A 26,417-nucleotide genomic window follows, 5' to 3' on the forward strand; every position below is an offset into this window, starting at 1 on the left:
AGGACCAGGCGAGTGGGGCTGCTTCCGCCAAGGACAATGTCGTGAAAGATCCGACCGGGAAAGAGTCTGCCTGATGGTGCGCCTCGACAGCCGCAACGCCGATTTCGCCGCCGCCTTCGCCGGCCTCCTCAGCGTCAAGCGCGAGATCTCCGAGGATGTGGACGAGACCGTGCGCGGGATCATCGCCGGCGTGGTCTCCGGCGGCGACGCGGCCCTGGTGGACTATACCCGCCGCTTCGACCGGCTCGGCGAGGACTTTTCCGCCGCGACCCTGCGGGTGACGCCCGATGAGGTGCGGGCGGCCATCGCCGCCTGTCCGGCCGAGGCCCTCGACGCCCTGCGCCTCGCGGCGACCCGCATCGAGGCCTTCCATCGCGGCCAGGTGCCGGGCGACCACATGGCCACCGACGCGATCGGCGTGACCTCGGGCTGGCGCTGGACGGCGCTCGAATCGGTCGGCCTCTACGTGCCCGGCGGGACGGCGAGCTATCCCTCCTCCGTCCTGATGAACGCCATCCCCGCCCGCGTCGCGGGGGTGCCGCGGGTCGTCATGGTGGTGCCGATGCCGGAGGGGCAGATGAACCCCCTGGTGCTCGCCGCCGCCGACCTCGCCGGAGTCGGCGAGATCTACCGGGTCGGCGGCGCCCAGGCCGTGGCGGCCCTGGCCTACGGCACCGAGACCATCGCCCCCGTGGCCAAGATCGTCGGACCGGGCAATGCCTGGGTGGCGGCGGCCAAGCGCCGGGTGTTCGGGCAGGTCGGGATCGACATGATCGCCGGCCCGTCCGAGGTGCTGATCCTCGCCGACGGCCACGCCAACCCCGATTGGGTCGCCGCCGACCTCCTCGCCCAGGCCGAGCACGACGTCGCCGCCCAGTCGATCCTCATCACCGATTCCTCCGACCTCGCCGACGCCGTGGAGAGCGCCGTGGAGCGGGCCCTGGCCACCCTGCCCCGGGCCGACATCGCCCGGGCGAGCTGGCGCGATTACGGGGCGATCGTCCGCGTCCGCGATTTCGACGAGGCCGTCCCCCTGGTGGACCGCCTCGCCCCCGAGCACCTGGAGATCGAGACCGCCGACCCGGAGGCCGTGGCCGCCAAGGTCCGCAACGCCGGCGCGATCTTCCTCGGCAGCCATACGCCGGAAGCCATCGGCGATTATGTGGGCGGCCCCAACCATGTCCTGCCCACCGCCCGCTCGGCCCGGTTCTCGTCGGGCCTCGGCGTGCTCGACTTCATGAAGCGGACGACGATCCTGCGCTGCGATCCCGCGGCGCTGAGGGCCCTGGGGCCGGCAGCCATCGCCCTCGGACGGTCGGAGGGCCTCGACGGCCACGCCCGCTCCGTGGCGATCCGCCTGAATCTGTGAGGGGACGATGGCAGGCCCAGGACAACCTGAAACCGAACAACCTGAAACGGGACGATCGACAGGGGCATCGTCGTCGATTCACCGCCTCGCGGCGGTGACCTTCGACGAGGATTCCATCGGCCGGGGCAACCCCGACCAGGAGCACGAGCGCGCCATCGCGATCTTCGACATCCTGGAAGAGAACCACTTCTCGATCCCCGGACGGGAAGGCCCCTACGCGCTCACCCTCGGCCTCGTGGAGAACAAGCTCTCCTTCGCGATCCGCCGCGAGGACGGCGAGCCGGTGATGACGCACCTGCTGTCGCTGACCCCGTTCCGCCGGGTGATCCGCGACTACGAGATGATCTGCGAGAGCTACTACAACGCGATCAAGACCGCCTCGCCCACCCAGATCGAGGCGATCGACATGGGGCGGCGCGGCCTGCACAACGAAGCCTCCGAGCTTCTCAGACAGCGGCTCGAAGGCAAGGTCGACCTCGACCACGACACCGCGCGGCGCCTGTTCACCCTGGTCTTCGCCTTGCACTGGAAGGCGTGAACGCCCTCCCCGTCGTTTGAAGCCCGAGGCAGTCACCGGATGGCGGAAGAGGCCGGCCCGAAGAAGACGCGCGTGCAGTCGGTGCTGTTCATGTGCAACTTCAACGCCGTGCGGTCCCTCGCGGCGGAGGCGGTGGCGCGCCACTATTTCGGCAAGTCCACCTATGTCCAGTCGGCGGGCGTCCGCTCCGGCGAGCCGGCCGACCCGTTCATGGTGGCGGCCCTCGACGAGATCGGCATCAACGCCTCGAAGCACAGGCCCCGGACCCTCCTCGAACTGGAGGAATGGGAGGGGTTGAACTTCGACCTCATCATCAGCCTGTCGCCGGAGGCCCACCACGCGGCCCTGGAGGTGACCCGCACCAACGCCGTCGACGTGGAATACTGGCCGACACCGGACCCGACGCTGATGCAGGAAGCCTCGCGGGAGCAGCGTCTCGAGGCCTATCGCGACGTCCGCGACGGGCTGATCGCCCGCATCAAGACCCGGCTGAAGGCGTGAGCCGCCGGATCGATGTCACCCCCCCGTAGCTGTTCTCGGAAATGCGCGCCACCGCCACCGCCAAGGGCTCCACCGCCACCGCCATGTGGTGGCCGTTGGCGTGGATGAGGCGGGTCCCGTCCAGCATCATCCCCACATGGCCGCGCCAGAACACGAGGTCGCCCCGAGCCAGGCCGTCGAGGCGCGGGGGCAGCGCCGTGCCGAGGGCCGCCTCCTGCTGGTCCGCATCGCGGGGAGACGGAACGCCCGCCAAGGCGAGGCAGAGCTGGACGAGGCCCGAGCAATCGAGCCCGAGGCTGGTGCGCCCGCCCCACAGATAGGGGGTGCCCACGAGACGCTCGGCGGTGGCGGCGGGATCGGGCTCCACCGTGCCGATCGGCGCGCAATGGTCGGCGAAGACGTAGGCACCATCGGTAAAGCCATGGCCATCATCGGCGAGGCGCAGGAAATCGCCCTCCCGTCCGGTGATGCCGAGTCCGGCGCCGAGGCTCACATGGCCCAGGGGAGGCCGCTTCATGGTGGCGGCCGGGTAGAGGAACGTGCGCAGGGCCGTCACCCGGTGGGTCGGGGCCGGAGCCTCCAGGGCGAGGGCGGCCTCCGGCAGGTAGCCGACATAGCCGTCGGTTTCGAGTTGCACGAAGGCGAAGCCCCCGCCCGTGTCGTAGAGGGTCACAGGGTCGCCCATCACCGCTTCGGTCTCGATCCCCGCCTCCGGGCTCGGCCGGCGCCGCAACGGGGCCGAGGCGGCAACGAGGCGGCCGCTTCGCCCGGCGACGTAGCGCTCGGCATCGACACGGCCCCGCAGGCGGATATCGGCCAGATCGGGGCGGGCCGGGACCAGCCTGGCATCGGTGAGATCGGTGATGGGAAACATGATCGGGCCAGTATCGGCGGCAGCGTGGCCGCATGCAACGGCGCGCGGAACGGCTCCTTCATCGCCCCGAGGACGTGACATATCGACACGTCGACATGCCCGTTCAATAGGCAATTCGACGACCATACGGACGCGCGCAGGGCATCTCTCGCCGGATATGCGGGAAATTCGGGCTCCGACGGGGGAATGCACGGAACGCGTGGGTGCGTCGTCGAAATGGTGCAATGCACTGCCGCTGCGGTCGCGTTATCCTCGTTCGGTGTGGAGCGCGGACCGAGTCGTGAAGAAGACGCCGAAATCCTTTCAGGATCTGCCGCCGATCCGTGTCCGGCGCGAACCGCCGACGATCCCCGAGGCGATCGCCGCCGCGCAGGATCTCGCCGACGATCTCGAACAGCAGGTCGAGATCGCCGCCGGCCTGATCGGACTTCCCCTCGACGAGGTGCGCCCGCACGTGCTCGCCGCCGTGAAACCGAAGCCGGAGAAGATCTCCGAGCGCATCCTCACAGCCGGCAGCCCGAGCCGGGCGCCGCGCACCGTCATCGTCGAGCGCCGCACCCGCCCGCCGGTGGTGGTGGAACGGCGCGGCCGCCCCCTCGACGGGCGGCGCTGAGCGCCTACCAGGCCAAGGTCGCGCCGGTATAGTCGAGATAGGCGATGCCGGTCTTGCCGAGGCGGCCCTCGATGACGTCGGCCAGACCGGCCACGCTGGTTCCCACGTCGATATCCGCCTCCTCGCCGCCCATTTCCGTGCGGACCCAGCCGGGATGCAGGAGGGCGACGCCGAAGCCCTCGTCCCGGTGGCGGATCTCGAAGCTGATCGCCAGGGTGTTCAACGCCGCCTTGCTCGCGCGGTAGGTCTCCCATCCGCCGCTCTCGTTGAGGGCGACGCTGCCGAGAACGGAGCTCATGAAGGCGATGAGGCCGTGGCCCGCCAGCCGGTCGCGGAACAATTCGGCGAAGCGGATCGGGCTGATGGCGTTGGTGAGGTAGACCTGTGCGGCGACCTCGCGCGGGACGTCGTGGGCGGGATCGTGCGCCTGGGTCGCCACGCCGGCCACCACGAAGATGAGGTCGTAGCGCTGGTGGGCGAGGCGGTCGTGGAGGGCCGCCACCGCCCCGTCGTCGTCGATATCGGCGGTCTCGACGGTGAGCGTATCGGAGGCCAGGGCCGCCAACCCGCCGGAGGGCGAGCGCTGCGTGGCGGTGACGGCCCAGCCGCGCTGGAGGAACGTCTCCACCAATCCGAGGCCCAGGCCCCGCGAGGCCCCGACGATCAAGGCGTTCCTGCGTGTTCCGGTCATGGTGAGGGCCCTCCGCCGCCGGGACGAGCCCCGGCATCACGGGCTTAAGGTCGGTCTTTTCCGCACGGCGGCAATGGCGGCCGACGCGCTCAATCGGCGGTCTGGACCGACCAGGTCGCATGGCTGATCCGCCCGTCGCGCTCCAATCCGGCCACCACCGCATCGAGTTCGGCGGAATCCACCGCCGTGGCCACCAGGGTCGCCACCACCTCCACCGTCTCCTCGCCGCGCTCCACCACCTCGGTGCCGCCGACGGGGTAATGGGCCGCCTCCAGCCGCTCCACGAGAAGGTCGCGGGCGGGGCCGGCCTGCTCGGCCTGCACCGTGATCTGGACCTCGTAGGTGGCCTCGGTCTGGCTCTCGTCGATGGGGACGCGGTTGATGGCGTTGACGAGGGGCCGCAGCAGGGTGTTGCCGGACAGGATCGCCGCCGTGACGAAACTGGCCTCCAGGGGGAAGTCCGCCCCGGCGAAGGCTCCCACCGCCGCCGAGCACCACAGGGTGGCGGCGGTGTTGAGGCCGCGGACGTTCATGCCCTCCTTCATGATGACGCCGGCCCCGAGGAAGCCGACGCCTGAGATGACGTAGGCGACCGTGCTCACCGCGCCGCGCGTCCCTTCGAGGCGCATGCCGAGATCGACGAAGGCCGCCGCACCCACCGCCACCAGCACGTTGGTGCGCAGGCCCGCCGTGCGCTGGCGATATTGCCGCTCGGCGCCGATCATCGTGCCGAGGACGAAGGCGACGACGAGGCTGATGGCGGAATTGACGAATTCGGGAAGCGGCGAGGCGAGGAGCGCGGTCATGGGCGCTGCATGTCGCCCGCCCATGACGAAACGGTGACGCTTTGCGCGTCAGCCATCGAGAAAGGCCCGCAGGGCCTCGAGGGTCCCGGGGGCGTTCTCCTCCGCCAGGAAATGGCCGGAGGTGATGTCCACGGCCTCGGCCTTCGGGGCGAAGGTGCGCTGCCACGCCGCCAGCGGGGTCTCGTGCGAATGGTCGAGATAGCCGTCCCCGGTGAGGATCAGGGTCCGGCAGGAGAGGGTCTTGCCCGCCGCCAGGTCGTCGAGATCCGCCTCGCGGTCGCGGGTCGCACCGGCCCGGTAATCCTCGCAGAAGGCGTGGATGCGCTTGGGAACGGTCCAGCTGTCGCGATAGAGGCGCAGGGCTTCCCGAGCGAAGGGGTCGAGGCTCCGGGCGTTGCTCCATTGGCGGAGGAGCCCCTCGAAATAGGCGACCGGATCGCGGCCGATCTCTTCCTCCGGACCGGGGGCCGGCCGGGCCAGCGACGCCCAATGCGACGACACGTCGGGATCGGCCTCGATCCGCTCCCACTGGACGAGGGTGGGCAGGATATCGAGGAGGGCGAGGCGCTCGATCCGGCCCGGCTCGTCGAGAGCCAGGCGGTAGGCCACCCGCGCCCCGCGATCGTGACCCGCGAGTGCGAAGCGGACATGACCGAGACGCTCCATGATCGCCACCACGTCGCGGCCCATGCGGCGCTTGGAATAGGCCTCGTGGCGAGCGTCGCACTTCGGGGCCGCGGACCAGCCGTAGCCTTTCAGATCGAGGCAGACTACGCGATGGGTCTCGGCCAGAGCCGGCGCGATCCGGTGCCAGCAGGCATGGGTCTGCGGAAATCCATGGAGGAGGATCAGGGGAGGCGCCTCCTCCGGGCCGCCGCTGCGGGCGAAGAAACGGCCCTTCGGAATGTCGATCCAGTCCGCACTGAAGCCGGGAAAGAGGTCCGTGCTCATGGTCTGCTCCACTCTGCCCGCTCGGTGTGGACAGAAACCGGAAGGCCGGCCTCGGGTTTCCACCGGCATCGTGCGGGATGCGACATAACGCCGAACTTTTTGCGGGAAGGCCGTCGGACCGGCAACGAGATCCTCTCCGTCTGCACCGTTATTCCTGACTCTCGGAGTGTCGGGCCTCCTGCCCGATCCCGCCGTCGTGTTTCACGGGAAACGGGGCGCGGGATTGACGCCGGTACCGCGCAGCGGGCACACCCGATGGACATAGGGATCTCTTAAGAATCCGCCCGAGGAGACGCGCATGGTGCTGTACGCCGGCCCTGCCACGATCATGCCCCGCCGATCCGCTGCGGCTGCCCTGCGGGCGGTCATGGCCGGCGCGCGCTCATGAGTGATGCAACATTGGCCACGCGTCCCGCCGCCCTGCCGCCGCAGGCCGCCGACGAAGCCCTGCGCGCCCGCATCTTCGCCCTTCGCGATGGGCTGAGCCACGGACTCATCGGCGCGGAGACCCTGGTGGAGCGCCTCCTCATCGGGCTTCTCACCGGCGGCCATCTCCTCATCGAGGGTGCGCCCGGCCTCGCCAAGACCCGCGCGGTCAAGCGCCTGTCGGACGGGCTCGACGGCAGCTTCGCCCGCATCCAGTGCACGCCCGACCTGATGCCGGCCGATCTCACCGGCACCACCGTCTGGCGCCAGGATGCCGGCGATTTCGAGTTCCTGCCCGGCCCGTTGTTCCACTCGCTGATCCTCGTGGACGAGGTGAACCGCGCGCCGCCCAAGGTCCAGTCGGCCCTGCTGGAATCCATGGCCGAGGGCCAGATCACGGTGGCCGGGCACACCCATGTGCTGCCCGACCCGTTCATGGTGGTGGCGACCCAGAATCCCATCGAGCACGCGGGCACCTTCCCCCTGCCGGAGGCGCAGCTCGACCGCTTCCTCCTCCACGTGGTGGTGGAGATGCCCGACGAGGCCTCCGAGCGCCGCATCCTCGACCTCGTCGAGGGCGAGCTGAACCACCATGCCGAGGCGATGGCGGTGAAGCTCACCGTGGCGGAAATCCGCGCCGCCCGCGCGGCGGCCCTCAACGTCCACGTCTCGTCGGCCCTGAAGGACTATCTGGTGCGGCTCGTGGCCGGCACCCGCACCGACAAGGCCGCGCCGGATCTTCGCGCCTCGATCGAACATCCGGCTTCCCCGCGCGGGACGCTGGCCCTGATGCTCGCCGGCAAGGCACGGGCCTATCTGCGCGGCCGCGACCACGTGATCCCGGAGGATATCTCCGATCTCGCCGCCGACGCCCTGGCGCACCGGATCGGGCTCACCTGGCGCGCCGCCGCCGAGGGACAGACCGCGCGGGGCATCATCCAGGGCCTCGTCCAGCGGGTCCGGGCGCTCTGAGGGCGGAAGGGTCCGGTAGCACAGCCATGGCGTCCCCCCCCGGCCCGACCACGGCCCCCGCGCACGGCCCCGGTATCCATCTGTCGGGCGAAGCCCTGATGGGCCTGCGCCACCTCGCCCGCCGGGGCGTCTCCCCGGCCACCCGTACCCTGGCGGGGCTTCCCGGCGGCATCGTCACGCGACGGCGCGGGCGCGGCTCCGAGCCCGACGACGTGCGGCTCTGGTCCGAGGGCGACGACCGCCGCCATATCGACCGCAACGCCACCGCCCGCACCGGTATCCTCCACGTGCGGACCCACCACGACGAGCGCGACCGCGCCGTGGTTCTGCTGGCGGATTTCCGACCCTCCATGCTGTTCGGCACGCGCCGTGCCCTGCGCTCGGTGGCGGCGGCCGAAGCCCTGGTGCTGCTGGGCTGGCGCGTCGTCGGCGATGGCGGCCGGGTCGGCCTCGTGGCGGCCTCGTCGGGCGAGCCGGTGGTGGTCCGTCCCGGCGGCGGAGAGCGGGCGATGACGGCGGTGACGGGTGCGCTCGCCATGGCCCACGCCCAGGCGCTCGCCGCCTCGGACAGGACGGACCCTCCCCTCGACCGCAGCCTGACCGTGGCGGCCAGCCTGCTGCCGTCCGGCGGACATCTCGTCATCGGCAGCGCGCTCGACGCGCCGGGACCCGAATTCGACCACCTGCTCACCGTGCTGGCCGAGCGCCTGTCGATCCGCCTCGTCCTCGTCAGCGACGCGTTCGAGCGCAGGAAGCCGGCCGGGTTCTTTCCCTTCTCCACGCCGGACGGGCAGCGTGGCACCGTCCAGGTCGGGCGCTCCGCCGCCATGACGGAGGGCGCACCCGACGACCGGCTCATCGCCTATGCCCGACGCGGGATCGAGGGGTTGCGCCTCGACGCCGAGGCCAGTCCCGAGGCCTATGCCCCGCTGATGGAACGTCTCGATGCGGTGCTGTAGCGCGTGAACCCCCTCGCTTCCCCCACCGATCTCACCCAGCTGCGCGGCCTGCACCTGCCGGCGGACGCGGCCAGCGGCACCCAGGGCGAAGTGGTGCTGGCCATCGCCTTGGGCTTCGTCGCGGCCCTCCTCGTCGGCCTCGTCAGGCTGATCCGGGCGCGCTCCAAAGCCTCAGTGCGGGCCTCGGCCCTGCGCGGCCTCGCGGAGACCCGCGCCCTCGCCCCGGAGGCACAGCTCATCGCGCAGGCCCGCCTGCTGCGGCGCCTCGCCCGGACGCTGGCCGGCGACGAGGCCGCCTCGACCCACGGTGCGGACTGGGCGGCCACCCTCGACCGCCTGTTCGCCACGGACGTCTTCAGCAAGGGCGCCGGCAGGGTCGTGACGGAGGGCCTGTACCGGCGCTCCTCCCCGGCCGATGTCGAGGCGATCGATTCCGAACTCGGCCGCCTCTTCGCGCGGATCAGGGCCTGACCCGATGCCAGCCTGGTTCACCGCCTTCCTCTCGGCCTTCGATCTCGCCGCGCCCCTGGCGCTGCTACTTCTGCCGCTGCCCCTCCTCGCGGCCCGGCTGCTGCCGCCCGAACGGATGGGATCGAGCGGCGCCCTGCGCGTCCCCGCCTCCCTGGTGGCGGGCTCCGGTCGCGGCGACAGCGTGGCGGCGCGCGGCCGCGGCCGCGCCGTCCTGATCTGGACCCTGTGGGCCGCCCTGGTGGCGGCGCTCGCCGGCCCCCGCCTCGTCCTGCCCGCCACCGCGCTTCCAGCCTCGGGCCGCGAGATCATGCTGGTCATGGACCTGTCCGGCAGCATGGAGAGGCGGGATTTCGCCATCGACGGCGAGACCGTGACGCGGCTCACCGCCGTGAAGCGGGTGGGCACCGACTTCATCCGCCGCCGGGCCGGGGACCGGATCGGCCTCGTGATCTTCGCCAACGAATCCTATGTGGCCGCGAGCCCGAGCTTCGACACCGCCACCGTGGCGCGTGCCCTCGACGAGGCGACGATCGGCCTCGTCGGACGTTCCACCGGCATCGGCGACGGCCTCGGCCTCGCCCTCAAGCGGCTGGTGCCGGCGACGTCGGGCGAGGCGCCCGACGCACCGCAGGCGACATCGAAGGTGGTGGTGCTGATGACGGACGGCGCCAACAATGCCGGCCAGACCACGCCGCGCGACGTGGCGGCCCTGGCCAAGGAACTCGGCGTCAAGGTCCACACCATCGCGCTTGGCCCCCGCGACATGTCCAACGCCGACGGCGAGCAGGATGTCGTCGATGCCGAGACCCTGAGGGAGATCTCGGCCTCCACCGGCGGCACCTTCTTCCGGGTGAAGACCACGGACGACCTCATCGCCATGGCCGATTCCATCGACGCCATCGAGGGCGGACGCGCCAAGGCCCCCCCGGTCCCCCTGCGCCAGGACCTCTGGCCGTGGCCGGCCGGCCTCGCCCTCCTCTGCGCGGCGGCCCTGCTGGCGGCGAGGCGCACGGCATGAGCGCCCTCCTCTCCTTCGCCATCCTGCGGCCCTGGTGGCTCCTGGCGATTCCCGTCATCCTCGTCCTCGCCCTGCGCGCGGCCTGGCGCTCGGCACCGCTGGGGGATTGGGCGAAGGCGGTCGATCCCGGTCTGATGGCCTTCCTCGAGACGCGGGGGGCCGTCCTCGGCGGGCGGCGCCAGGCCAACCTCGCCGCCGCCATCGCGGCCGGGATCATCGCCATCGCCCTCACCGGGCCGGCCATCGAGCGTCCCGACGCCTCGGCCTTCCGCAATCTCGACGCGACGGTGGTCGTCATCGATCTTTCACGCTCCGTCGCCGAGGGCGGCCACCTCAAGGAGGTCCGCCAGATCGCCGACAGCGTGGCCCAGGCGGCGGGCACCCGCAGCGTCGCCGTGGTGGTCTATGCCGGCGACGCCTATCTCGCCGCCCCGCCGACCACGGATCGGGACGCCCTGAGCCTCGTCCTCTTCGCCCTCGACGGCGACACCGTGCCCGATCGCGGCACCCATCCCGAGCGCGGCCTCGCCATCGCGCGCCGGACCCTGGAGGAAGCGGGCGTCATCGCCGGGGACGTGGTCCTCGTCACCGACGGCGACGGGATCGGCGATGCCGCCCTGCGCGAGGCCAATGCGATCCGGGCCAAGGGCTGGCATCTCCATGCGGTGTTCGTGCCGGCCACCAATGCCCTGCCGGACGGTTCGCCGAAACCCGACCGGGCGGCCCTCGACCGCGTGACCGGCGCGGGCGATGGCGTGACCGTCGATCTCGACCAGCCCGCCGCCCTCCTCGACATCGTCGGCGCCAGCACGGCGCAGCATCTGGCGGCGGGCGGCTACACCGTGCTGGCCTTCGCCGATCTTGGGCGCTGGCTGATCCTGCTCGCCCTGCTTCCCGCCCTCGTCCTGTTCCGCAGGAGCGCCTGATGAGCACGGTGCGGTCCCGCCTCCCCGGCCGTCTCCCGTCCGCCCTCCCCCGGCATTGGACCGGCTGGGCGAGGATCGCCGGCATCACCCTGACGGGTGCCGGCATTCTCGGGCTCACCCTGGTCTCCGAGCCGCGCACGACCCTCGGCCGCAGCCTGATGGGCCTCGGCCTGCCGGGTGCCGCCGCCACCGTCCTCGCCGATCCCGCCTGGCGCGGGCCGGCCCTCTATGAGGCGGGACGCTACGAGGAGGCCATCGCGATCTTCCGGAACGGCGGCCGGCGCAACGCCTACAATCTCGCCAACGCCCTAGCGCGTTCGGGCGACTACCAGGGCGCCATCGACGCCTACGACGTCGCCCTCCAGTACAATCCGCGCGATGCGGATGCGCAGGCCAACCGGTCCCTCGTCGCGCGCCTCGTCGCCGAGGGGCCGGGCGATCCGGGCAAGGGCGGCGGCCTCGCCAATGCCACGGCGACGGTGGGCGCGCGCTACAACAAGACCTCGAACCAGGACCCGAACGACGACATGAAGGCCTCTTCCGTCGGCGATGGGCTGGCCGGCAACAAGGAGGGGGGCACCTCCTCCTCGACGCCGGGCAACAGCAAGGTGGCGCGGCGCGGCAAGGCCGAGCAGCAATCGGTGGATTCCGGCAAGGGCGAGGCGAGGGGCTCGGCCAGCGACGCGGCCGGACGCGGCCGCACGGGCGCCGGCTCGGCCATGGTCGCCGCCGCCCCGGAGCGGGAGGCGCGGCGCGTGACGAAGAGCTTCGAGGCGCACGAGATCCGGCCCGACCGGCTCTGGCTCCAGACCCTGCCCGACGATCCCGGCCGGTATCTCAAGCTGCGCCTGAAGGCCGAGCAGGCGGTGCGCGTGGAGGCGGGCACGGCGGTCCCGGCGGGGAGCAACCCATGGTGAGCTTTAACGGAGCGATGCGGGTGTGTCTTCCAGCCCGCAAAGGGGGAAGGGATCATGGGCGGCGCGGCGTCCTCCTGCTCGGTGCGTTCCTGCTCCTCGCCGGTCCCGCCCATGCGGAGATCTCCCCCGGCGACCTCACCCTGACGGTGACGCCGGAGCTCAACGGGAACGCGGCGCCGTTCTCGCGGGAGATGGTGCTGCTCCATATCCGCGGCGTCTACCGGCAGGCGATCCTGCTGGAGGAGGTGGTCCAGCCGTCGCTGGCGAATTTCAGCTGGACCCAGCTCGGCCGCGACACCTGGTCGAAGACCCGCCTGCCGGACGGACAGGTGGCGGTGGCCTTCGACCGGACCATCGCGATCTTCCCGCACCATCCGGGCGATTTCACCATCGAGCCGTTCATCCACCGCCTGACCATCAACGATGGCGGCACCCGCAAGGTGGTGGACGTTCCCTCCGCGCCGGTCTCCCTGCCGGTCGCCACCTGGACGAAGGAGATCGGCGGCCCGGACGTGAAGGAGCCGTGGTGGCTGCCGGCGCGGGACGTGACCATCACCGATTCCTGGAATCCCGACCCCGAAACGGTGAAGATCGGCGAGACCACGAGGCGGATCGTCACCCTGGAGGCACAGGGGCTGGTGGCGGAAGGATTGCCGCCGCGCCCGGTCATGCGCACGCGCGGCATCCTCACCTTCGCCGGCCCCGTGACCCGTGAGACCATCATCACGCCGACGGGGCCGGTGGCGCGGGCCACCTATCAATGGGACGTGCGCCCCGCCGTCACCGAGATCGTCCCGCTCGAGGCGATCACCATCCCCTGGTTCGACACCGTCTCCCGAACCCTGCGGGAAGCGGAAATCCCGGCCCGCCAGATCGGCGGAGGCCTGCCCGACCGGGACGAGGACGCCAAGCCCGTCGCTCCGGCCTCGCCGATGGTGGTGGCGGCAGCGGCCGTGGGCGCCTTCGGGTTCGGCCTCGCCCTCATCGGCTTTGGCGGTCCGCGACGGTCGCGGCGGTTGCGCCTCGACCGTGCGACACGGCGCGACCTCGCACGCCATGCGGAGGCGGGCGACGCACGGGCCTTCCGCGCCGTCCTCGGCCCGGTCTTCGACCGCGACCCCGAACTCGCGCGGGTCTGGCGCTCCACCCCCGTCATCGCCGAGGCGCTGACAGCCCTCGACGCGTCGCTCTATGGCCGAACCGAGGGACCAACGCCGGACCTGGCTCTGTTGGCCGGCACCCTGTCGAAGCCGATCAAGATCGATGGTCCGTCCGCCGCGCCGCCCGCCCGCCTGGCGGATCTCGATGGCCGGGCACCGCAACGGTAACCTTTCGTTCACCCTGTTCTGAGACCGTCGCGCGTCGTTCACGGACGGTGAGTCGGGCGGTGGACGCCCATGGACAGGGCTCCCGGAGACGGGCGCACGCAGCGGGATGACATGAGCCGAGGGCGTGAGACAGCAAGAGGCCGTGCCGCGAGGGCCCTGATCGCGATGGGCTTCGTGGCGGCCGCAGGGGGCGGTCCCGTCCGCGCCGCCGATGTGCGGGAGCGCTGGTCCACTCCCTACGGCGTGGAGGCCGACCGCCCCGACCCGGGAATCGAGCCGCCGCCACGCTACTTTCCGCGCGCGGAGGAGGACAGCGCGCCGCGACGGGAGCGTGCGAGACCCCGGCGTGTGGCCTGCATCCCGAGACGCGTGCCCATCCCCACCGACGCGCCGGACGATCCGAGCTATGTCGGTTCGGCCTATGGGCTCGGAAAGCCGAGCTATTACGGGTTCAAGCCGGCGCTGGGCGTGGACGACCCCTTCGGCCGGTCCCTGCTGCCCTATTGCAACTGACCTTGGCCGACCGCGGCATCTGGCCTTCCGGCGCCGAGTTGGGATAGTCGAGGGACGATCCGACGTCCCTCGAAGCCTTGCCGAAGAGCCCCGATGAGCAGCCAAGCCTCGCCCGTCCCACCGGTCCGGTTCGACGCGGTGGACCCCATGCGGGCCTGCATCCATGCCTGGAAGGCGGCCGGCGACCGTGTCGTCCTCGTGCCCACCATGGGTGCCCTGCACCAGGGCCACCTCTCCCTCGTGAGCCGGGCGCGGGAGCTCGGAGAGCGGGTCGTCGTCAGCATCTTCGTCAACCCGACGCAGTTCGGGCCGAGCGAGGATTTCTCGCGCTATCCGCGTAACGTCGAGGCCGATCTCGCGCTCCTGTCGGAGGCGGGCGTCGATGCCGTCTACCTTCCCACGGTGGAGACGATGTACCCGGCGGATTTCTCCACCAGCCTCACGGTGGCGGGCATCAGCGAGGGATTGTGCGGCGCCTTTCGGCCGGGCCATTTCTCCGGCGTCGCCACGGTGGTGACGAAGCTCGTCAATCAGGTCCAGCCCGACACCGCCCTGTTCGGGGAGAAGGATTTCCAGCAGTTGCAGGTCATCCGCCGCGCCGTGCGCGACCTCGACATCCCCGTCGCCATCGGCGGCGTGCCGACCCTGCGGGAAGAGGACGGCCTCGCCCTCTCCTCGCGCAACCGTTACCTCGATGCGGAGGAGCGTCGGATCGCCCCCCTGCTCCACCGCGAGCTCACGATCATCGCCGAGGGGTTGAGAGCGGGGAATGCCGCCTCGCCCCTCGTCTCCGCCTCCACCGATCGCCTGATCGCGGCCGGGTTCGGCACCGTCCAGTATCTCAGCGTGTGCGATGCCGACACGCTGGCCCCGGTGGAGCACGCCACGGGGCCGACCAGGATCCTGGTCGCCGCCTATCTCGGCTCGACACGGCTCATCGACAACGTCGCCGTCTGACGGGACCGCGGCATCAGTGGCGCGGCCGGTCCAGGCGGTGCGCCATGAAGAAGTCGACCATCGCCCGTGACGCATCCGGGCCGCGCGGATCGGTGTAGCTGCCCGACGGGTCGCCGCCCGACCAGGAATGGCCGAGGCCGCGCACCACCCAACTTTCCACCACGACGCGATCGGACTCGTCGGCATAGCGCGTGCGGGTATAGGCCAGGCCGCCCGGGCCGGTTCCCTCCGAGACGGACGGATGCAGGGCCTCGACGCCGGCCTGGATGAGAACCTGATCGCCGTTGCGCGGATGGACGGTGCCGTCACTCTCGCCGTGGACCATGATGGTCGGCACCCGCGCGGTCTCCGCCGGCGGGATCACCACCGACCCCGACGGGCCGAGACGCATGGTCGTCAGTGCCGAGGAGATGTCCCCGGCACAGCCGGCCGCGAGACCCGAATGCACGCCGACGGCGGCATAGAGGTCGGGATAGGCCAGGGCGATATTGGCGGCGGCGGCGCCACCGGCCGAGAGACCTGCAATATACACCCTGCGCGCATCGACATTGTACGCACTCATCACCGCGCGGGTGAGACCCGCGATGATCTCGGCCTCCCCGGAACCGCGTCCCTGGTCGCCGGGCTGGTACCAGTTCCAGCAGCGCTGGCCGTGAGCCCTCACGCTCTGGGCGGGATAGACCACGAGGAACCCCTCCGTCTCGGCGAGACGATTCATGCCGGTGCCGGCCGCGAAATCGTCCGGCGACTGGGTACAGCCATGGAGCATGACGAGGAGGGGCGGGGAGGCGACCGTTTTGCTCGGGACGTAGAGCTTGTACTCACGTGCGCCCGCGTCGTTCGAGAACGCATGCTCGGTGAAACTCCCCTCGCCTGCGGGGGGAGTCGCGACTTTACCGTCCCGGAACAGGTTGGTGGGATCGAACCCGGAAAATCCCGACGGCGTCGATCCCGGCGCGACCACGCCCTGACCCGTCAGCCCAAACTTCCGCGCCACCTGACCGAAGGCATCGCGAAGATGATCCTGAAGGCCTTCCGTCACCGACCCGGCCGTGGGATGCGCGGGTTGTGCGGACTCGCCGCCGCCGACCTGCACCATCTGGCCCGAAGCCTCGGCGTCGGACCGGCGGAAAAGGCCGCGCTGGATGAGATCGGCCGCTTCCTGCAGGCGCCCTGCGCCCGTCAGCTTGGTCGCTTCGACGAGATCGTCCAGACGCGTGCGGTTCGGGTGATCAGCCATCGCATGATCGCTTTCTTGGGTGTTGAGAGAGTGGCCAGCGGATCCAATCGATGCCGGATGCAGAGACATCCCGCATCGACGATGGGCCTTATTCGCCTCCGCGCCGACTCGATGTTCGAAGATGTAAGCTGGTTCTATTGCATTGCAATATGCTTTTTATTGCATTGCACTTGACGGTCTTTCACTCACCGTCGGTCTCGCTGACGTAGTCGCGCCAGATCGGGCTGGAACCGAGGGTGGCGACGAAAGCCGTGTGCTGATCAACTTCCAAAGGGTTCAAACGGTTGCGCAATCGGCGTGGGCCCGTGGCGATGGCGCCGCCGCCGGGATCGACGACCTGGACCGGCTCCGTGGTCTCGACCATGGCGAGGCCGAGGCTCGTCTGCTTGCCGCCGAGCAGTTCGATATAGACCTCGGCCAGGATCTGAGCGTCGAGGAGCGCCCCGTGCTTGGTGCGCCGCGTCGTATCGATGCCATAGCGGACACAGAGTGCGTCGAGGCTGTTGGAGGCGCCGGTATGTTTGCGCCGGGCCATCTGCAGCGTGTCGACCACCGCCCCCAGGTCGATCTGCGGCGGCCCGCCTTCGCCGAGCCTGGCGAATTCCATGTTGAGGAAGCCGACATCGAAGGGCGCGTTGTGGATCACCAGGGGGGAATCGCCGCAGAAGGCGACGAAATCCGCGACGATCGCCGAGAAGACCGGTTTGTCGGCGAGGAACGCGTCGGACAGACCGTGGACGCCGAAGGCGCCCTGCGAGACGGGCCGCGTCGGATTGACGTAGCGGTGGAAGGTCACCCCCGTCTGGATGTGGTTGATGAGTTCGACGCAGCCGATCTCGATCAGCCGATCCCCGTTCTTGGCATCCGTTCCGGTGGTCTCGGTGTCGAGGACGATCTCGCGGAGCATGGTGCGGTCCATTCGAGGGGATACGAAGTGGTCGGTCAGGCCGGGCCTGTGTCGGCAAGCTGTTCGATGAGAGCGTCGACCTGATTTTCGGCGCCAGCAAGGCCAAGCCCGGTATCGATGAGGAAGTCGGCGCGGGCGCGCTTGTCGGCATCGGGCATCTGCTTGGCGAGGATGGCGGCGAGCGTCGCCTCGGACATGCCGGGACGCGCCAGGACACGCTGCCGCTGAACCTCGGGATCCGCCGTCACCACCAGAACGGCGTCGCATCTGCCCTCCCCGCCGGTCTCGAACAGGAGGGGAATGTCGAGGATGACGAGGGACGCGTCGGCGTGGTCGTCGAGGAAGCGCTGTTCCTCGGCCCGGACGAGGGGATGGATCGCGGCCTCCAGCCGGGCCAGGGAGTCCGGCCGGCCGAGCACGTGGTCCCTCAGGCGCGCGCGGTCGACGGAGCCGTCCTTCGCGACGGCATCGGGAAAGAGGTCTGCGATGAGGCGGGCCCCCGCTCCTTCCGCCGCGTAGAGGCGCCGCACCGCCGCGTCCGCGTCATGGACCGGGATGCCGCGTTGGGCGAAGAGGGAGGCCGTGGTCGATTTCCCCATGCCGATGGAGCCGGTGAGGCCGAGGATGAAGGGCCGAGCCATCACGTGGCCGCCAGATCGGCGACGATGAGGGCGCGCAGTTCCGGCGTCACCGCCGGACGGGTTCCGAACCAGCGCTCGAAACCCGGCACGGCCTGGTGCAGCAGCATGCCGAGCCCGTCGACCACGCGATGCCCCCGCGCCGCGGCTGCCGCCAGAAGCGGCGTCTCCAGGGGCGAATAGACGATATCGGCCACGGCACATTCAGCCGGCAAATGATCCAGCGCGATGTCGAGAGGCGGCTTGCCGGTCATGCCGAGGGAGGTCGTGTTGACCAGCAACCGCGCGCGACGGAGGGCCTCGTCGAGCCCGTCCCACGCGATGGCCTCGACGCGGGACGGGTCGAGGCCGGCAATGGCCTCGGCCCGCGAACGCGTGCGGTTGGCGACCCGGATGCGGGTCGCCGGACCGTCGAGCAGGCCGGCGACGACGGCCCGTGCCGCCCCTCCCGCCCCGAGGATCACGACCTCACCGGTCTCCGCGCCGAGCCAGTCCGGCCCGAGGGTCTCGTCGAGATGGGCGGTGAAGCCAACGGCGTCGGTGTTGTCGCCCACGAGACGTCCCTGCCCGTCGAAGGAGAGCGTGTTGACCGCGCCGATCCGCCGGGCGGCCTCCGTCAGCACCTCGGCCCCGGCAAAGGCGGCTTCCTTGTGCGGCAGGGTCACGTTTCCGCCGGCGAAGCCATCGGCCTTCAGGCCGCGCAGGAAGGCCCCGAACTCCGCCGGCGCCACGTCGATCCGCTCGTAGGAGCCAGAGAGCCCGAGGGTCGCGAGCCAGTGTCCGTGGATCATCGGCGACCGGGAATGGGCGATCGGATGACCGACGACGAAGGCTTTGATCATGGAGGGGTCTCGCGCGGCGTTCAGGATCAGAGGGCCGGAATCAGAAGGCCAGAATCAGAAGGCCAGAATCAGAAGGCCAGAATCAGAAGGCAAGGCAGCCGTGGCTGCGCAACCGGTCGAGCAATCCGGTCAGCGGCAGGCCAAGGATGGTGGCATGGGCGCCTTCGATTGCCGCGAACAGATGGATGCCGAGGCCTTCGAGCTGGTATCCGCCCACCGTGCCGGTGACACGCTCATGTCCGGCGATCGCCAGATAGGTGTCGATGGCGGATGGGCTCAGATCCCGCATGGCGAGACGGGCCTCGTCGTGAAGGAGGTCCGGTTTGCCGCCCGGAACGATGAGGGCGGCGGCGGAATGCAGGGAATGCGTCCTGTTCGATAGCCGGCTCAATTGATGTCTCGCGGCATCGAGGGAGGCGGATTTGTGAAACACCTCCCCGTCGCAGGCGAGAACCTGATCGGCGGCCAGGACGATCCTGTCGCCGACCGTGGCCGCCACCGCCCGCGCTTTGGCCAGGGCCAGGCGGCGGGCGAGATCGGCGGGAGCGAGGGGGCCGGCCTCGGCCTCGATCGTGCGCTCGTCGACATTCGGGACCACCACCTCCACTTCGAGGCCGGCAGATTCGAGGAGATGTCGGCGCGTCGGCGAACCGGAGGCAAGGATGAGCAGGCGTTCGGGCAGCCAGAGGCGGGTCATCACGGATCTCGCGTCGGGCGTCATGCCACGATGAACTTGAGGCGGTGTTCGCGGTGCAGGTCGAGGATCGCGGCGGCGGTCTCCTCGATGGACCGCCTCGTGACGTCGATGGTCGGCCAGCGATGCCGGTTGCAGAGTTTGCGGCAGGCAGCGATCTCGTCGGCGACGGCGTCGCGATCGACATAGAGCGAGGTATCGTCCGCCTTCAGGCTCAGCAGGCGGTTCTGCCGGATCTGCACGATCCGCTCCGCGCTCGCCAGGAGGCCGACCACGAGGGGCTTGCGGGCATTCTCGAGATTGGGCGGCACCGGCATTCCTGGAACGAGGGGGAAATTCGCCGTCTTCAGCCCGCGATTGGCGAGGTAGATCGCCGTCGGGGTCTTGGAGGTGCGGCTGACGCCCACGAGGATCACGTCGGATTCGTCGATGTCGAAGGGCAGGTTGCCGTCGTCATGGGCGAGGGTGAAGTTCATCGCGTCGATGCGCTTGAAATACTCGGCGTTCAGCATGTGCTGGGCCCCCGGCCGGGCCGTCGTCTCCGCGCCGAGATAGGATTGCAGCAGGGCGTGGACGGGTTGGAGCACGGAGAGGCACGGCGATCCGGTCTCGCGACAGGCCGCCTCCAGCCGCTCGGTCAGGTCGTGCCCGACGAGAGTGTAGAGAACGAGGCCCGGCGCCGCCTCGATCTCGGAGATCACCCGTTCGAGCTGGGCCGCGGATCGCACCAGCGGATAGACGTGCTCGATGGCCGAGACGCCCTCGTACTGAGCGGCGGCGGCGCGGCCCACGTTGATGAGGGTCTCGCCGGTGGAATCCGACACGAGATGGAGGTGGAAGTAGCTGCGACTCATCGGAAATTCCCATCCCAGGCCGGCGGACGGGCTTGAGGGATCTCCGGGTTATCCACCACACCTGACGGCCGGAGTCGACAGGTGGGGATAAAGCGCCCCTATCCGGGTCGGGGTCGGAACCGTCCCCCGGGTTGTCGACTCTCACGTCAACATGCAGACCGGCGGCCCTCGTCCCGATCCCGGTTTGGGAGATTCAGGGAGGGTTCCGGCACGAGGACCCCATCACGGCGCGCAAGTCGCTGATGGGACTTCTGGTTCTCGAAAGTTAGCGCGAACCCGTTAAAGCCCCGTTAACGGCGGTGGCGCGGGGATGGGGTGTGGACAAGTTCGCGATCCCGTCGTCCCCCGTCTAAAAGAAAAAACAGAGTCCTAGAATCTCTCTTTTCTTATTAGATAGACGGGACGGGGACAGGGATTTTCGGCCGGCCTCGGGGGCTCTCGCACGAAACAGGGTTTTCGGGATCGAGCGTCGGAGAGGCGAGGACGTCCTGCGGTCGAACACCGTCACGGGGCAAAAGACCTTCCCGAAGAAAAGACCTTCCCGAAGCGCAGCAGGAGCGTCATAGCTCTGTTCCAAGGAAGAGGGTCTCTTCCCATCAAGATGAACCGGGCGGAGACGCGCATGACTCGACGTGACGGCACCGATCGTGTGCTGCTTCAGGTTCTCGACGGCACACCGTCCCGGATTCCTCCCGCCTGGATGATGCGGCAGGCCGGGCGCTACCTTCCGGAATACCGCGAGGTCAGGGCGCAGGCCGGCTCCTTCCTCGACCTCTGCTACAATCCGGACTTCGCCACCGAAGTGACCCTGCAGCCGATCCGGCGTTTCGGTTTCGACGCGGCGATCCTCTTCTCCGACATCCTCGTGGTGCCCGATGCCCTCGGGCAGAATGTCCGCTTCGTCGAGGGAGAAGGCCCGCGTCTCGATCCGGTCCACGGCCAGGACGAGTTCGCCCAGCTGAAACAGGCCGACGATCCGAGCATCTTCCGGCACCTGGAGCCGGTCTTCGAGACCGTCCGGCGCCTGCGCTCCGAGCTGCCGGTCCAGACGACGCTTCTCGGTTTCTGCGGCGGTCCCTGGACGGTGGCGAGCTACATGATCGGCGGGCGCGGCACGCCCGACCTCGCTCCCGCCCGCGCGCTCGCCGATACCGAGACCGCCCTGGTGGAGGCGCTGATCGACCGCCTGGTCTCGGTGCAGATCGAGTACCTGTCGCGTCAGCTCGAAGCTGGCGCCGATGCGGTCCAGATCTTCGAATCCCATGCCGGCTCGCTGCCCCGCGCTCCGGCCGCGACGGCGGATGCCCTCGCGCATTGGAGCTTTGCTCCCATCGCCCGCATCGTCGACGGAGTCAGGGCGCGTGTACCGGGGGCGAAGATCATCGTCTTCGCCCGTGGGTCGGGCCTCGAGGGCCATGCCCGCGTCATGGCGGAGACCGGGGCGGACGCCGTCGGGGTCGATTGGAGCGTCGATCTGAAGGCCCTGCGCGGTGCCGTGGCGCCCCGCACCGTCACCCAGGGCAACATCCACCCAGAAACGCTGATCGAGGGTGGCGAGGCCCTCGATGCGGCCGTAGACGGGGTGCTCGAGGCGACGGAGGGGCTGCCGCACATCTTCAACCTCGGCCACGGCATCACGCCGCAGACGCCGATCGCCCATGTGGAGCGGATGCTCGCGAGATTGCGGCGCTGACGGGCGGACCATGGCCGACATGCTCTATCTCTGGATCAAGGCGATCCACGTCATCGCGGTGATCTCGTGGATGGCGGGGCTGCTCTACCTGCCGCGCCTCTTCGTCTACCACGCGTCCCTGCCCGAGGGCGCGGCCTCCTCGGCCCAGTCCGAGACGTTCAAGGTCATGGAACGGCGCCTGATGAAGGCGATCATGAACCCGGCCATGATCGTCACCTGGGTGCTCGGCCTGATCCTCGTCTGGCAGAGCGGGTTCTACGCCTCCGGCTGGATGCAGGCGAAGTTCGCCCTGGTCCTGGCCCTCAGCGGCTGCCACGGCTGGTTCTCGCGGATGGTCAAGGATTTCGCCGCCGACCGGAACGCGCGGCCCCACCGCTTCTACCGGATGGTCAACGAGGTCCCGACGCTCCTCATGGTGGCCATCGTCATCCTCGTCATCGTCAAGCCGGGATTCGGATCATGACTTCATCGCATCCTCGCGACCGCGCCTATCCCCGTTACAGGGCATGGGGCTTCGCCGCCGCCATGATGCTGGCCGCGCCCGGGGCGGAAGCCGCGAGCTTCCCGTGCGAGAAGGCGGAGACGCCCGACGAGAAGGCGATCTGCGGCCATCTTCCCCTCAACGACCTCGACGTGGAGATGGCGGTCCGGTTCGAGATCCTGCGCGGGCTCCTGCCCATGGGCGGCAACGCCAAGCTGCGCGACGACCAGGAAGCCTGGCTGCAGGAACGGCGCGGCTGCGCGGCGGACGTCGCCTGCCTGACGAAAGCCTACGAGGCCCGGCTGAAGACCCTGCGCGGCGTCTTTTCGGAGTTCGCCAAGCAGGGACCGCTTTAGAATGCCGCCCAACACTCCCGGTCCCGGTCGGTGCTCGCCCACGGCATGACGGCGCAGCAAGAGCTTCGTGGGAGACACGGAATGGAATGGCTGGAGCCATGGGAGCCGGTGGAACCGGGGCGAACGGATGACCCCTCCGCTTTCGGCCGGGGCTGGGAAGCCGAACTCCGCAAGGAGGTCGTGCCGGGGCACGTCCTCCACGGCCTGGCGGTCACCTTGATCGCCCGTCGATACGATCGGGACGACGCCCTGTTTCAGATGCAGGACGGAAGGGTCGCGCAGGTTCACCTGACATGGAAACAGGCGCCGGAGCCCGACCCGCACTGGCCGGAAACCGTCATCTACCCCTCGTTGCAGGCCTGGGCGGATACGGGCCAGCGCCATGAGCATGACGAATGGCTCGCCGACAACGGCCAATGACCGCCTTCGGCCGAGCCGAACCCGGATCCCTCCTGGTGTCGTCGGCCGGGCCTCAGCCCAGCCGCGTGAGCAGGCGGTCGATCAGCGGGTTGTCCGGGCCGAAGGCGTAGTCGATCCGCCTGACGCTCACCGCGCTGGCTCCCGACTTCACGAGATCGTCCACGAGGTCGAACGTGGCGTCCACCGGGCAGTGGAGCACGATCTCGGCACTCCGGGTCTCCGGCATGCCGTAGGGCAGCTGCGCATCGTGCAGGGCGCTGATCCCGGCCAGATCGAGATTGCCGTCGGCCGGCATCGCCGCGCGGATCTCGCGGGTGAGGCGCGCGCGCTCCTCCGCCGCGATCCGGCCGAGCACGGTGCGCAGGGCCTTCTTCTGGCTCTGTCCCCAGGGGGCGGTCAGGGAAGCGACGAGATTGGCCTCCGAGCGCAGGATGATGCCGTCGTCGAGGATCTTGAGGGCGTTGGCGGCCAGCGTCGCCCCCGTGGTGGTGATGTCGACGATGATCTCCGCCGAGCCCGAGGCGGGGGCGCCTTCCGTGGCACCGAGACTCTCCACGATGCGGTAATCGGCCACCCCGTGCTCGGCGAAGAACCGCCGGGTCAGGTTCACGTATTTCGTGGCGATGCGCAGGCGGCGCCCGTGGCGGATGCGCAGTTCGGCCGCGACCTCGTCGAGATCGGTCATGGCGCGGACGTCGATCCAGGCCTGCGGCACCGCGACGACGACGGTGGCCTGGCCGAAGCCCAGGGGCGTCAGCAGCTCGACCTGGCCCCGCGCGTCGGGAAGGCTCTCGCGGATCAGATCCTCGCCGGTGACGCCGAGATGGGCGCTGCCGCTGGCGAGCTGGTTGGCGATCTCGGAAGCCGAGAGATAGCGCACCTCCACATCCGGCACGCCGACGAGCTTGCCGCGATAGTCGCGCGCGCCCGCTCCTTGCGCGAGTTTCAGCCCCGCCCGTGCGAAGAACGCCGAGGCGTTCTCCTGCAGACGTCCTTTCGAGGGCACGGCAAGGACGAGGGGGCCCTCGGCTGCCCCCTGCGAAGCCTCGGGAGTCGGAGCGGTGTCAGCCACGGGACGATCCTTCCGACGTGAGGACACGGGACAGCCAGACGGCGCAGCCCACCGCCGGAATCGGCGTGGGACTGCCCAGATGCTGCAGCAATCCGTCGTAGCGGCCGCCGCCGACGAGGGGGGCGGCCCCTTGTCCCCGCGTCACCTCGAAGATGAAGCCGGTATAATAATCGAGATTGCGGGCAAAGCTCCCCGAGAAGCGGAACCGCTCCACGTCGAGACCGCGCGCGGCCATGAACCCGGTCCGCTCCTCGAACAGGGAGAGGGCGGCCTCCAGCGGCGCATAGGTGATACCCGCCGAGGAGGCGAGTTCGCGCATGGACCGGGCGGCCTGATCCGGATCGCCGGAGATGGCACGGTAACGCTCGACGACGGCGCGGTTCTCGGCGTTGAGCCCGGCGCCGCCATTGGCCCGCGCCGAGGCCTTGGCGAGGAAGCGTTCCGCGATCTCGCCGGCGCTGCGTCCGCCCACGCGGGAGATGCCGGCGATGGACAGCACGTCCTCGACGAAGGCGCGCACGCCCTTCGGATCCTGGCCCTGGATCGCCGCCAGCAGCCCGGCATGGGGGTCCTCCACCGTCGTGACCGTGGTGACGTCGTCCAGGGAGCGCCCCGCCGCGAGGGCCCGCAGGGTCCGACGCTTGGCGGCGGGCGGTACGCCGAGTCCGTCGAGCAGGGCGTCGATGACGCCCATGTCGCCGAGCCTCACCGAGACCTCGCCGGCTCCGAGAAGATCGAGGCCTTCGAGGGCGAGGCCGAGCACTTCGGCATCCGCCGCCGGGATGTCGGTGCGGCCGATGGATTCGATGCCGGCCTGGAGGAACTCCTCCGCCTCGCCCGAACCCAGCCGGAAGACCGGGCCGAGATAGCCGTAATCGGCGGTCGTCCCCACACCCCGCGCCAGATGCTGGCGGCAGACGGGAATGGTGAATTCCGGCCGCAGGCAGAGTTCCGTGCCCGACGCGTCCTGCGTCACGAAGATCCGCCGGCGGATGTCCTCGCCGGAGAGTTCGAGGAACGGCTCCACCGGCTGGAGCACGGCGGGGGTCACCGCGCCGTAGCCGGCTTGCGAGAAATGCGCGAGGAGCCGCGTTCCCTCATCCGCTCGCACGGTGTCGATCGGATCGACTGCCTCCGGTCTCGTCATGGTTCACCCGCCGCCTGATGCCGCGTCCTTTATCAACCGCATCCGCTTTTGGCGACATCAACCGCATCCGCGCTCGACGAACGGATCGTGCGGCCTTTCAGAGCCAGCCCTGGAGCTCGCGGCGGACCACGTTCTCGATGACTTTCATCCCGAGATCGCTGTCGTTGAGGCAGGGGATGTAGGCGAAGCGCTCGCCGCCATTGTCCTCGAAATAATGGCGGTTCTCGCCGTCGAGCTCCTCCAGGGTCTCGAGGCAGTCGGCGGTGAAGCCCGGCGCCACGATGGCCATGCGCTTCACGCCGGATTTCGCCAGCGCCTGCACGGTCTCGTCGGTATAGGGCTTCAGCCATTCCTCGTTGCCGAAGCGCGACTGGAACGTCGTGCGCATCCGCTCCGTCGAGAAGCCCAGGGCCTCGCGGATGAGGCGGCCCGTCTTCACGCACTGGCAATGATAGGGGTCGCCCTTGAGGAGGTAGCTCTTCGGCACGCCGTGGAACGAGGTGAGGATCACCTCCGGCTCGAAATCGAGCTTGGCCAACCCCTCGCGGATCGAGGTGGCCATGGCTTCGATATAGACCGGATCGTCGTGATAGGGCGCCGAGACCCGGACGGTCGGCTGCCAGCGCATCTGCATCAGCGCCTTGAAGGCCTGATCGCAGGCGGTGGCCGAGGTGGCGGCGGCGTATTGCGGGTAGAGCGGTACCAGGAGGATGCGGTCGCAGCCCTGGTCGAGGAGCGCCTGGATCCGCAGGGAGACTTCCGGCTTGCCGTAGCGCATGGCCCAGTCGACCACCACCGAATCACCCATCGCCGCCTGCAGGCGCTCGCACTGGCCCCGCGTGATGGTCTTGAGCGGACCCTCGTTGCGTTCGTTGTTCCAGACGGACGCGTAGTCGCGGCCCTTCGGACCGGGGCGCTTGGTGAGGATGATGAGGTTGAGGATCGGCCACCAGATCAGGCGCGGCACCTCGATGACGCGGCGATCCGACAGGAACTCCTTGAGATACCGGCGCATGGGCCAGTAGCTCGTGCCCTCCGGCGTGCCGAGGTTCATCAGGAGCACGCCGACCCGGCCCCAGCGCACGGGCGGGTGGTCGGAGGGCAGGCTGGCGGTCGCGGAGGAGCTGGTCTGCAACGGCTTGAGGTCCTTGAGGGACGTCGGTTCGACGCGTTCGTTCATCGGGTTCCCGAGCGCCCCGGCAGGGCGCGGTTTGTCAAAGCGGTCGTGGTGGCGCAGTTGTCT

Annotated in this window: 30 protein-coding genes; 17 read left to right on the top strand and 13 right to left on the bottom strand. The window is 69.8% G+C overall.

The genetic code is table 11. The annotated features are described in order from the left end of the window. Positions 1–73: 73 nt before the first annotated feature. The 3 genes from hisD to MKK51_RS11365 are packed head-to-tail and all read left to right on the top strand — an operon-like array spanning position 74 to position 2,408. Complete coding sequence (gene hisD, locus MKK51_RS11355; RefSeq protein ID WP_243977162.1) at positions 74–1,369, top strand: histidinol dehydrogenase; 1,296 nt, start codon at positions 74–76, stop codon at positions 1,367–1,369. A 7-nt stretch (positions 1,370–1,376) separates the two neighbouring features. Next, positions 1,377–1,907 (top strand): UPF0262 family protein, encoded by a 531-nt coding sequence (locus tag MKK51_RS11360; protein WP_243977163.1) that lies wholly within the window; start codon positions 1,377–1,379, stop codon positions 1,905–1,907. A 39-nt stretch (positions 1,908–1,946) separates the two neighbouring features. Then, positions 1,947–2,408 carry a low molecular weight phosphatase family protein gene (locus MKK51_RS11365; protein ID WP_243977164.1) on the top strand — a complete coding sequence of 154 codons (462 nt, stop codon included), beginning with the start codon at positions 1,947–1,949 and terminating at the stop codon, positions 2,406–2,408. On the opposite strand, the gene MKK51_RS11370 is transcribed toward MKK51_RS11365, so the two are convergent. Then, on the bottom strand, positions 2,386–3,273 hold the full coding sequence (locus MKK51_RS11370; protein WP_243977325.1) for a C40 family peptidase: 888 nt from the start codon (positions 3,271–3,273) through the stop codon (positions 2,386–2,388). The genes MKK51_RS11365 and MKK51_RS11370 overlap by 23 nt on opposite strands. Positions 3,274–3,562: 289 nt before the next feature. On the opposite strand from MKK51_RS11370, the gene MKK51_RS11375 reads away from it, so the two are divergent. After that, a complete protein-coding gene (locus MKK51_RS11375; protein ID WP_243977165.1) occupies positions 3,563–3,895 on the top strand; it encodes a hypothetical protein in 333 nt (110 codons plus the stop codon). Positions 3,896–3,899: 4 nt separating this feature from the next. Here MKK51_RS11375 and MKK51_RS11380 read toward each other — a convergent pair whose 3' ends face one another. The 3 genes from MKK51_RS11380 to MKK51_RS11390 all read right to left on the bottom strand — a co-directional run bounded on the left by MKK51_RS11380 (position 3,900) and on the right by MKK51_RS11390 (position 6,343). Continuing rightward, on the bottom strand, positions 3,900–4,586 hold the full coding sequence (locus tag MKK51_RS11380; RefSeq protein WP_243977166.1) for an SDR family NAD(P)-dependent oxidoreductase: 687 nt from the start codon (positions 4,584–4,586) through the stop codon (positions 3,900–3,902). Between the two features lie 89 nt (positions 4,587–4,675). Then, complete coding sequence (locus MKK51_RS11385; RefSeq protein WP_243977167.1) at positions 4,676–5,392, bottom strand: MgtC/SapB family protein; 717 nt, start codon at positions 5,390–5,392, stop codon at positions 4,676–4,678. A 48-nt stretch (positions 5,393–5,440) separates the two neighbouring features. Continuing rightward, positions 5,441–6,343, bottom strand: a complete 903-nt coding sequence (locus MKK51_RS11390) for an alpha/beta fold hydrolase (RefSeq protein WP_243977168.1) — start codon at positions 6,341–6,343, stop codon at positions 5,441–5,443. 384 nt (positions 6,344–6,727) lie between these two features. On the opposite strand from MKK51_RS11390, the gene MKK51_RS11395 reads away from it, so the two are divergent. The 9 genes from MKK51_RS11395 to panC all read left to right on the top strand — a co-directional run bounded on the left by MKK51_RS11395 (position 6,728) and on the right by panC (position 14,830). After that, positions 6,728–7,741: an AAA family ATPase gene (locus MKK51_RS11395; RefSeq protein WP_243977169.1), complete on the top strand. Its 1,014-nt coding sequence runs from the start codon at positions 6,728–6,730 to the stop codon at positions 7,739–7,741. A 26-nt stretch (positions 7,742–7,767) separates the two neighbouring features. Then, entirely contained in the window at positions 7,768–8,700 is a 933-nt protein-coding gene (locus MKK51_RS11400) for a DUF58 domain-containing protein (RefSeq protein WP_409565663.1), read from the top strand. A gap of 3 nt (positions 8,701–8,703) precedes the next feature. Further along, a complete protein-coding gene (locus MKK51_RS11405; RefSeq protein ID WP_243977170.1) occupies positions 8,704–9,171 on the top strand; it encodes a DUF4381 family protein in 468 nt (155 codons plus the stop codon). 4 nt (positions 9,172–9,175) lie between these two features. Then, entirely contained in the window at positions 9,176–10,189 is a 1,014-nt protein-coding gene (locus MKK51_RS11410) for a VWA domain-containing protein (protein WP_243977171.1), read from the top strand. Next, positions 10,186–11,115, top strand: coding sequence for a vWA domain-containing protein (locus tag MKK51_RS11415; RefSeq protein ID WP_243977172.1), 930 nt, complete (start codon positions 10,186–10,188; stop codon positions 11,113–11,115). The genes MKK51_RS11410 and MKK51_RS11415 overlap by 4 nt, the downstream gene beginning before the upstream one ends. Next, on the top strand, positions 11,115–12,032 hold the full coding sequence (locus tag MKK51_RS11420) for a tetratricopeptide repeat protein (RefSeq protein WP_243977173.1): 918 nt from the start codon (positions 11,115–11,117) through the stop codon (positions 12,030–12,032). The genes MKK51_RS11415 and MKK51_RS11420 overlap by 1 nt, the downstream gene beginning before the upstream one ends. Continuing rightward, positions 12,026–13,360, top strand: coding sequence for a hypothetical protein (locus MKK51_RS11425; RefSeq protein ID WP_409565664.1), 1,335 nt, complete (start codon positions 12,026–12,028; stop codon positions 13,358–13,360). Before MKK51_RS11420 ends, MKK51_RS11425 begins: the two co-directional genes overlap by 7 nt. A gap of 111 nt (positions 13,361–13,471) precedes the next feature. Continuing rightward, complete coding sequence (locus MKK51_RS11430; protein WP_243977174.1) at positions 13,472–13,873, top strand: hypothetical protein; 402 nt, start codon at positions 13,472–13,474, stop codon at positions 13,871–13,873. 93 nt (positions 13,874–13,966) lie between these two features. Further along, a complete protein-coding gene (panC, locus tag MKK51_RS11435) occupies positions 13,967–14,830 on the top strand; it encodes a pantoate--beta-alanine ligase (RefSeq protein ID WP_243977175.1) in 864 nt (287 codons plus the stop codon). A gap of 13 nt (positions 14,831–14,843) precedes the next feature. Here panC and MKK51_RS11440 read toward each other — a convergent pair whose 3' ends face one another. The 6 genes from MKK51_RS11440 to MKK51_RS11465 all read right to left on the bottom strand — a co-directional run bounded on the left by MKK51_RS11440 (position 14,844) and on the right by MKK51_RS11465 (position 20,005). Further along, a complete protein-coding gene (locus MKK51_RS11440) occupies positions 14,844–16,070 on the bottom strand; it encodes an alpha/beta hydrolase family esterase (RefSeq protein WP_243977176.1) in 1,227 nt (408 codons plus the stop codon). Positions 16,071–16,251: 181 nt separating this feature from the next. Beyond that, a complete protein-coding gene (gene dnaQ, locus MKK51_RS11445; protein ID WP_243977177.1) occupies positions 16,252–16,977 on the bottom strand; it encodes a DNA polymerase III subunit epsilon in 726 nt (241 codons plus the stop codon). A gap of 35 nt (positions 16,978–17,012) precedes the next feature. Beyond that, positions 17,013–17,618 carry a dephospho-CoA kinase gene (gene coaE / locus MKK51_RS11450; protein WP_243977178.1) on the bottom strand — a complete coding sequence of 202 codons (606 nt, stop codon included), beginning with the start codon at positions 17,616–17,618 and terminating at the stop codon, positions 17,013–17,015. Further along, complete coding sequence (locus tag MKK51_RS11455; RefSeq protein ID WP_243977179.1) at positions 17,618–18,457, bottom strand: shikimate dehydrogenase; 840 nt, start codon at positions 18,455–18,457, stop codon at positions 17,618–17,620. The genes coaE and MKK51_RS11455 overlap by 1 nt, the downstream gene beginning before the upstream one ends. An 82-nt stretch (positions 18,458–18,539) precedes the next feature. Continuing rightward, entirely contained in the window at positions 18,540–19,154 is a 615-nt protein-coding gene (locus MKK51_RS11460) for a Maf family protein (RefSeq protein ID WP_243977180.1), read from the bottom strand. A gap of 20 nt (positions 19,155–19,174) precedes the next feature. Continuing rightward, positions 19,175–20,005 (bottom strand): pyruvate, water dikinase regulatory protein, encoded by an 831-nt coding sequence (locus MKK51_RS11465; protein ID WP_243977181.1) that lies wholly within the window; start codon positions 20,003–20,005, stop codon positions 19,175–19,177. Between the two features lie 622 nt (positions 20,006–20,627). On the opposite strand from MKK51_RS11465, the gene hemE reads away from it, so the two are divergent. The 4 genes from hemE to MKK51_RS11485 all read left to right on the top strand — a co-directional run bounded on the left by hemE (position 20,628) and on the right by MKK51_RS11485 (position 22,955). Beyond that, positions 20,628–21,698, top strand: coding sequence for a uroporphyrinogen decarboxylase (hemE, locus tag MKK51_RS11470; RefSeq protein ID WP_243977182.1), 1,071 nt, complete (start codon positions 20,628–20,630; stop codon positions 21,696–21,698). 19 nt (positions 21,699–21,717) lie between these two features. After that, positions 21,718–22,161 carry a protoporphyrinogen oxidase HemJ gene (gene hemJ, locus MKK51_RS11475; RefSeq protein WP_243977330.1) on the top strand — a complete coding sequence of 148 codons (444 nt, stop codon included), beginning with the start codon at positions 21,718–21,720 and terminating at the stop codon, positions 22,159–22,161. Further along, positions 22,158–22,535, top strand: coding sequence for a lysozyme inhibitor LprI family protein (locus MKK51_RS11480; RefSeq protein ID WP_409565665.1), 378 nt, complete (start codon positions 22,158–22,160; stop codon positions 22,533–22,535). Before hemJ ends, MKK51_RS11480 begins: the two co-directional genes overlap by 4 nt. An 81-nt stretch (positions 22,536–22,616) precedes the next feature. Continuing rightward, positions 22,617–22,955 (top strand): hypothetical protein, encoded by a 339-nt coding sequence (locus tag MKK51_RS11485; RefSeq protein ID WP_243977183.1) that lies wholly within the window; start codon positions 22,617–22,619, stop codon positions 22,953–22,955. A gap of 52 nt (positions 22,956–23,007) precedes the next feature. Here MKK51_RS11485 and hisG read toward each other — a convergent pair whose 3' ends face one another. The 3 genes from hisG to hemH form a co-directional block, all read right to left on the bottom strand. Further along, on the bottom strand, positions 23,008–24,027 hold the full coding sequence (hisG, locus tag MKK51_RS11490) for an ATP phosphoribosyltransferase (RefSeq protein WP_243977184.1): 1,020 nt from the start codon (positions 24,025–24,027) through the stop codon (positions 23,008–23,010). Further along, positions 24,020–25,174, bottom strand: a complete 1,155-nt coding sequence (locus MKK51_RS11495; RefSeq protein WP_243977185.1) for an ATP phosphoribosyltransferase regulatory subunit — start codon at positions 25,172–25,174, stop codon at positions 24,020–24,022. The genes hisG and MKK51_RS11495 overlap by 8 nt, the downstream gene beginning before the upstream one ends. Before the next feature lie 97 nt (positions 25,175–25,271). Further along, a complete protein-coding gene (gene hemH, locus MKK51_RS11500) occupies positions 25,272–26,354 on the bottom strand; it encodes a ferrochelatase (protein WP_027171396.1) in 1,083 nt (360 codons plus the stop codon). Positions 26,355–26,417 lie beyond the last annotated feature (63 nt).

It is taken from the genome of Methylobacterium sp. E-045, assembly GCF_022829685.1.
In the GTDB taxonomy this organism is placed as follows: Bacteria; Pseudomonadota; Alphaproteobacteria; order Rhizobiales; family Beijerinckiaceae; genus Methylobacterium.

What these genes read in the sequence shown, in the direction of transcription:
- hisD (WP_243977162.1), top strand. Translation starts at nt 74, where the DNA reads ATGGTGCGCCTCGACAGCCGCAACGCCGATTTCGCCGCCGCCTTCGCC.
- panC (WP_243977175.1), top strand. Translation starts at nt 13,967, where the DNA reads ATGAGCAGCCAAGCCTCGCCCGTCCCACCGGTCCGGTTCGACGCGGTG.
- MKK51_RS11455 (WP_243977179.1), bottom strand. Translation starts at nt 18,457, where the DNA reads ATGATCAAAGCCTTCGTCGTCGGTCATCCGATCGCCCATTCCCGGTCG.
- MKK51_RS11400 (WP_409565663.1), top strand. Translation starts at nt 7,768, where the DNA reads ATGGCGTCCCCCCCCGGCCCGACCACGGCCCCCGCGCACGGCCCCGGT.
- MKK51_RS11410 (WP_243977171.1), top strand. Translation starts at nt 9,176, where the DNA reads ATGCCAGCCTGGTTCACCGCCTTCCTCTCGGCCTTCGATCTCGCCGCG.
- MKK51_RS11430 (WP_243977174.1), top strand. Translation starts at nt 13,472, where the DNA reads ATGAGCCGAGGGCGTGAGACAGCAAGAGGCCGTGCCGCGAGGGCCCTG.
- MKK51_RS11380 (WP_243977166.1), bottom strand. Translation starts at nt 4,586, where the DNA reads ATGACCGGAACACGCAGGAACGCCTTGATCGTCGGGGCCTCGCGGGGC.
- hemE (WP_243977182.1), top strand. Translation starts at nt 20,628, where the DNA reads ATGACTCGACGTGACGGCACCGATCGTGTGCTGCTTCAGGTTCTCGAC.
- MKK51_RS11460 (WP_243977180.1), bottom strand. Translation starts at nt 19,154, where the DNA reads ATGACCCGCCTCTGGCTGCCCGAACGCCTGCTCATCCTTGCCTCCGGT.
- hemJ (WP_243977330.1), top strand. Translation starts at nt 21,718, where the DNA reads ATGCTCTATCTCTGGATCAAGGCGATCCACGTCATCGCGGTGATCTCG.
- MKK51_RS11495 (WP_243977185.1), bottom strand. Translation starts at nt 25,174, where the DNA reads ATGACGAGACCGGAGGCAGTCGATCCGATCGACACCGTGCGAGCGGAT.
- MKK51_RS11425 (WP_409565664.1), top strand. Translation starts at nt 12,026, where the DNA reads ATGGTGAGCTTTAACGGAGCGATGCGGGTGTGTCTTCCAGCCCGCAAA.
- hemH (WP_027171396.1), bottom strand. Translation starts at nt 26,354, where the DNA reads ATGAACGAACGCGTCGAACCGACGTCCCTCAAGGACCTCAAGCCGTTG.
- MKK51_RS11385 (WP_243977167.1), bottom strand. Translation starts at nt 5,392, where the DNA reads ATGACCGCGCTCCTCGCCTCGCCGCTTCCCGAATTCGTCAATTCCGCC.
- MKK51_RS11390 (WP_243977168.1), bottom strand. Translation starts at nt 6,343, where the DNA reads ATGAGCACGGACCTCTTTCCCGGCTTCAGTGCGGACTGGATCGACATT.
- dnaQ (WP_243977177.1), bottom strand. Translation starts at nt 16,977, where the DNA reads ATGCTCCGCGAGATCGTCCTCGACACCGAGACCACCGGAACGGATGCC.
- MKK51_RS11420 (WP_243977173.1), top strand. Translation starts at nt 11,115, where the DNA reads ATGAGCACGGTGCGGTCCCGCCTCCCCGGCCGTCTCCCGTCCGCCCTC.
- MKK51_RS11485 (WP_243977183.1), top strand. Translation starts at nt 22,617, where the DNA reads ATGGAATGGCTGGAGCCATGGGAGCCGGTGGAACCGGGGCGAACGGAT.
- MKK51_RS11365 (WP_243977164.1), top strand. Translation starts at nt 1,947, where the DNA reads ATGGCGGAAGAGGCCGGCCCGAAGAAGACGCGCGTGCAGTCGGTGCTG.
- coaE (WP_243977178.1), bottom strand. Translation starts at nt 17,618, where the DNA reads ATGGCTCGGCCCTTCATCCTCGGCCTCACCGGCTCCATCGGCATGGGG.
- MKK51_RS11480 (WP_409565665.1), top strand. Translation starts at nt 22,158, where the DNA reads ATGACTTCATCGCATCCTCGCGACCGCGCCTATCCCCGTTACAGGGCA.
- MKK51_RS11415 (WP_243977172.1), top strand. Translation starts at nt 10,186, where the DNA reads ATGAGCGCCCTCCTCTCCTTCGCCATCCTGCGGCCCTGGTGGCTCCTG.
- MKK51_RS11440 (WP_243977176.1), bottom strand. Translation starts at nt 16,070, where the DNA reads ATGGCTGATCACCCGAACCGCACGCGTCTGGACGATCTCGTCGAAGCG.
- MKK51_RS11360 (WP_243977163.1), top strand. Translation starts at nt 1,377, where the DNA reads ATGGCAGGCCCAGGACAACCTGAAACCGAACAACCTGAAACGGGACGA.
- MKK51_RS11395 (WP_243977169.1), top strand. Translation starts at nt 6,728, where the DNA reads ATGAGTGATGCAACATTGGCCACGCGTCCCGCCGCCCTGCCGCCGCAG.
- MKK51_RS11465 (WP_243977181.1), bottom strand. Translation starts at nt 20,005, where the DNA reads ATGAGTCGCAGCTACTTCCACCTCCATCTCGTGTCGGATTCCACCGGC.